2 protein-coding genes and 2 pseudogenes are annotated in these 3,763 nt (G+C 67.0%); 2 read left to right on the forward strand and 2 right to left on the reverse strand.

The features are described from left to right. Positions 1-512: pseudogene (locus ACXJKR_RS26855) on the forward strand (isocitrate lyase); the annotation flags it as partial. Between the two features lie 118 nt (positions 513-630). Continuing rightward, complete coding sequence (locus ACXJKR_RS26860; protein ID WP_457325414.1) at positions 631-1,494, forward strand: hypothetical protein; 864 nt, start codon at positions 631-633, stop codon at positions 1,492-1,494. 161 nt (positions 1,495-1,655) lie between these two features. Here the strand turns inward: ACXJKR_RS26860 and ACXJKR_RS26865 are convergent, their stop codons facing one another. Both ACXJKR_RS26865 and ACXJKR_RS26870 read right to left on the reverse strand, forming a co-directional pair. Beyond that, complete coding sequence (locus tag ACXJKR_RS26865; RefSeq protein WP_457325415.1) at positions 1,656-3,206, reverse strand: methyl-accepting chemotaxis protein; 1,551 nt, start codon at positions 3,204-3,206, stop codon at positions 1,656-1,658. 128 nt (positions 3,207-3,334) lie between these two features. Next, positions 3,335-3,763, reverse strand: a pseudogene (locus ACXJKR_RS26870) (iron-containing alcohol dehydrogenase); the annotation flags it as partial.

Genomic DNA, 3,763 nt, shown 5'->3' on the forward strand with positions numbered 1-3,763 from the left:
GCCTGGACCAGGCCATCAGCCGCGGCCTGGCGTACGCGCCCTATGCCGACCTGATCTGGTGCGAGACCGGCAAGCCCGACCTGGCCTTCGCCAAGGCCTTCGCCGACGCCATCCATGCCAAGTTCCCCGGCAAGCTGCTGGCCTACAACTGCTCGCCGAGTTTCAACTGGAAGAAGAACCTGGACGACGCGACCATCGCCAAGTTCCAGCGCGAACTGGGTGCCCTGGGGTACAAGTTCCAGTTCATCACGCTGGCCGGCTTCCATAGCCTGAACTACTCGATGTTCGAACTGGCCCATGGCTACGCCCGTCACCAGATGAGCGCTTTCGTCGAGCTTCAAGAGAAGGAATTCGCCGCCGCCGAGAAGGGCTTCACCGCTGTCAAGCACCAGCGCGAAGTCGGCACCGGCTACTTCGACGCCGTCACGACGACCATCGAGGCCAACGCCTCGACGGCCGCCCTGAAGGGCTCGACGGAAGACGAGCAGTTCTTCGACGCCAAGCACGGTTAAATCAGTCGGCTTCAACTCCTGACTTTTGTGGCCCGCTTCGGCGGGCCTTTTTTATGGCGTTGTGAGTGTTTGCCCGGTCGTCACGGTCGTGTCATATTCATGTCAAACACTCGTGGCCATGAACAACACAACGACAACAACAAAGTTCAGCCTCGCACATCGTCTGGGCACCTGGGTCGGCCGGCGACGCGAGGCCCGATTCCGCCAGGCGCTGCGCCGCCAGTGCCCGCCGGCCACGCTGGCGGCCGAGCAGATCCCGCCCGAGGTCCGCGCTGCATGGATGCGGCAAGCCCCCAATGACTTCCCTGGCCTTGCCGTCGATGAGGCGGCCTGGCTGCGCTGCTCCACAGGCCTGGCCCAGTTCTTCGAGGCCTGCCGGCTGCAGCAGGCTCAGGGCCCCTGCGCCTTGCCCAGCAGGGCGGCGGATTCGGTGTGGCATGTCTGGCTGCAAACGGATGCTGGCGGGCTGGCTGCCTGGCAGCAACGCTACTTCGGCCAGTATGTCGAACATCGCGAAGCCGAGGCATTGGGCGCGCCTCTGGATGAATGCCTTGCCCGCGCCTGGGCCGGCGCCTGCCGCAGCGAAGGGCGCAGCCCGATCGCGCAGCGGCTGCCCTTCCTGTTCGCGCTCGACGGCCTGATGCGCCTGCCCACCGGCTGGGCCTATGGTCATGAGCGCGGTGTGCTGGTGCACCGCCAGATCGACGGCTTTGGTCAGTTCAGCGGCAGCTCGACGGCTCATGCCGCTGTCGGTGCTGCCGGCTTGGCGGGCCTGGGGCTGCTCAGTGCCTCAGAGGCCCAGGCGATGCAGCGCCGCCGTGATGACAGCGGCAGCGGCGATGGCGGCTTCAGCTGGGGCTACAGCTTCAGCGATGGCGGCAGCAGCGACTGTGGCAGCAGCGATGGCGGTGGTGCCAGCTGTGACGGCGGTGGCGGTAGCAGCTGCGGCGGCTCGGGCTGCGGAGGCRGCGGAGGCAGTTAGGGAAGCGCTGAACAAGTCCCTCGCGCGCAGCGCATCCCTGCTTTGGGCGGTCTGCGGCGTTGCAAATGCTCGCCATAGCAAGGGCTATGGCTGCGCGTTGCGCCTGGCAGCCCATCCCAAACCAGGGCGCGCTGCATCGCGGGGACTTATTCAGCGCTTCCTTAGCGCCGCGCCACCTGGAAGGTGCCGACCGCGCCGTTCAGCGTCGTCGCCTGCTCGCGCAGGCTCTCGGCCGCGGCGGTCGACTCCTCCACCAGCGCGGCGTTCTGCTGCGTGACCTGGTCGAGCTGGGCAATCGCGATATTGACCTGGGCGATGCCGTCAGACTGCTCGGCCGTGGCGGTCGTGATCTCGCCCATGATGTCCTTGACGCGTTGCACGGCGCCCACGAGTTCACCCATCGTCTTGCCCGCCTCGGCCACCAGCCGCGAGCCCGCTTCCACGCGCTCGACACTGCTGCCGATCAGGCTCTTGATCTCCTTGGCCGCATCCGCCGAGCGGCCGGCCAGCGAGCGCACTTCGCTGGCGACAACCGCAAAGCCGCGCCCCTGTTCACCGGCTCGCGCCGCCTCGACGGCCGCGTTCAGCGCCAGGATGTTGGTCTGGAAGGCGATGCCGTMGATGACGCCGATGATGTCGGCGATCTTGCGCGAGCTGGCATTGATCTCGTCCATGGTGTGCACGACCTGGCCGACCACCTCGCCGCCGCGCTGAGCCACGTTGGCGGCCGAGACCGCCAGCGTGTTCGCCTGGCCGGCTGACGCCGCCGACTGCTGCACTGTGCCGGTCAGCTCCTCCATCGCACTGGCCGTCTGCTCCAGGCTGGAGGCTGCCTTTTCTGTGCGGGCGCTCAGGTCCTGGTTGCCACTGGCGATCTCGGCCGACGCGGTGCCGATGGATTCGGCCGAATCGCGGATGCTGCCAATCGTCTGCGCCAGCGTTTCGCGCATGCGTCGCAGCGTCGTCTGCAGCTTGCCGATTTCGTCGGAACTCGCGATCTGCCCCGCGCCCGAGCGCATCAGGTTGCCGTCCGCCACGCGCTCGGCCAATTCGTTGGCTGCCGCCAGCGGCAGCGTGATGCTGCGCGTGATGCTCCAGGCAGCGGCCACGCCCAGGCCCAGCATGGCGAGGCCGAAACCCAGCAGCAGCAGGCGGCCGTTGCTGTTGGCGGCGTCGATGCCGGCCGCGGTCTGGTCGATGGCCTTGCGCTGGTAGTCCAGGAAGTCCTGCATCTTGGCCAGATACACCTTGGAGCCGGGCACGAAGACATCGGTCAGCAGCTTGTCGGCCGCCTCGGCCTGGCCGTCCTTCTTGAGCTTGACGATCGTGTCGCGCGAGTCGATGTAGATCTTGCGTGCCTTGCCGACTTCATCGAACAGCGTCTGCTCCTCGGGCGAGCGGATCAGCGCTTTCAGCTTGTCCTGCATCTCGCTGGACGACTTGGTGGACTGCGCCTGATCCTCCTTGAACAGCTCGACCAGCGAAGCGTCGGAGCTCTTGGCGATGGCCATGGTGCGGCGTACGCCCGAGTTGATGTTGCGGTTCCAGTCCGCAATCAGCCTCTCCTTGGTCAGCGGCTCGTCCATCATCTGACGCGTCGCCGCGGCCGTCGAGGCCAGCCGCCAGGACGCCAGCGCAATCACGCAGGCGGCCAATGCCAGCACCAGGGCGAAGCCGGCGGCCAGGCGCTTGCCGATGGATAGCTTGTTCATGATGTCTCCTGTCTTTTCGTCTCGACGCCGCGCCTGCGCGCGGGCAACGAAGCATGCTAGTGCGGCGTTACAAGCCGTGTCGACCGCAAACTGGGACTTCGGTCACGCTGTCGCGATGAAAACGATGATCAACGCGATGCTGCCAGCAGCGCCCGGTATTCCTCGGCGCTCGCAATGCGCGGGTTGGTCTTGTGGCAGTGATCGACCAGGGCGCGTTCGATGATGCGGTCGTCCAGCTCGGGGCCGACCTCCATGGCCGCCAGCCCGCTGGGCAAGCCCAGGCGGGCATTCAATGCGCTGATCGCGCCGGCCACCGCATCGGCGTCGCTGCCGGCCAGCCCCATGGCCTGCGCCAGCCGTTCGATGCGCCGCTCGCGCCGCACGCTGTCGGCCTCGGCATTGAAGCGGATCACGGCTGGCAGGAAGACCGCGTTCAGCGTGCCGTGGTGCAGGCGCGGGTTCAGGCCACCGAGCGCATGGCTCAGCGAGTGCACGGCGCCCAGGCCCGTCTGGAAAGCCATCGCGCCATGCACGCTGGCGCACATCATGTCCATGCG

The sequence above is a fragment of the Roseateles sp. P5_E11 genome (assembly GCF_054049355.1).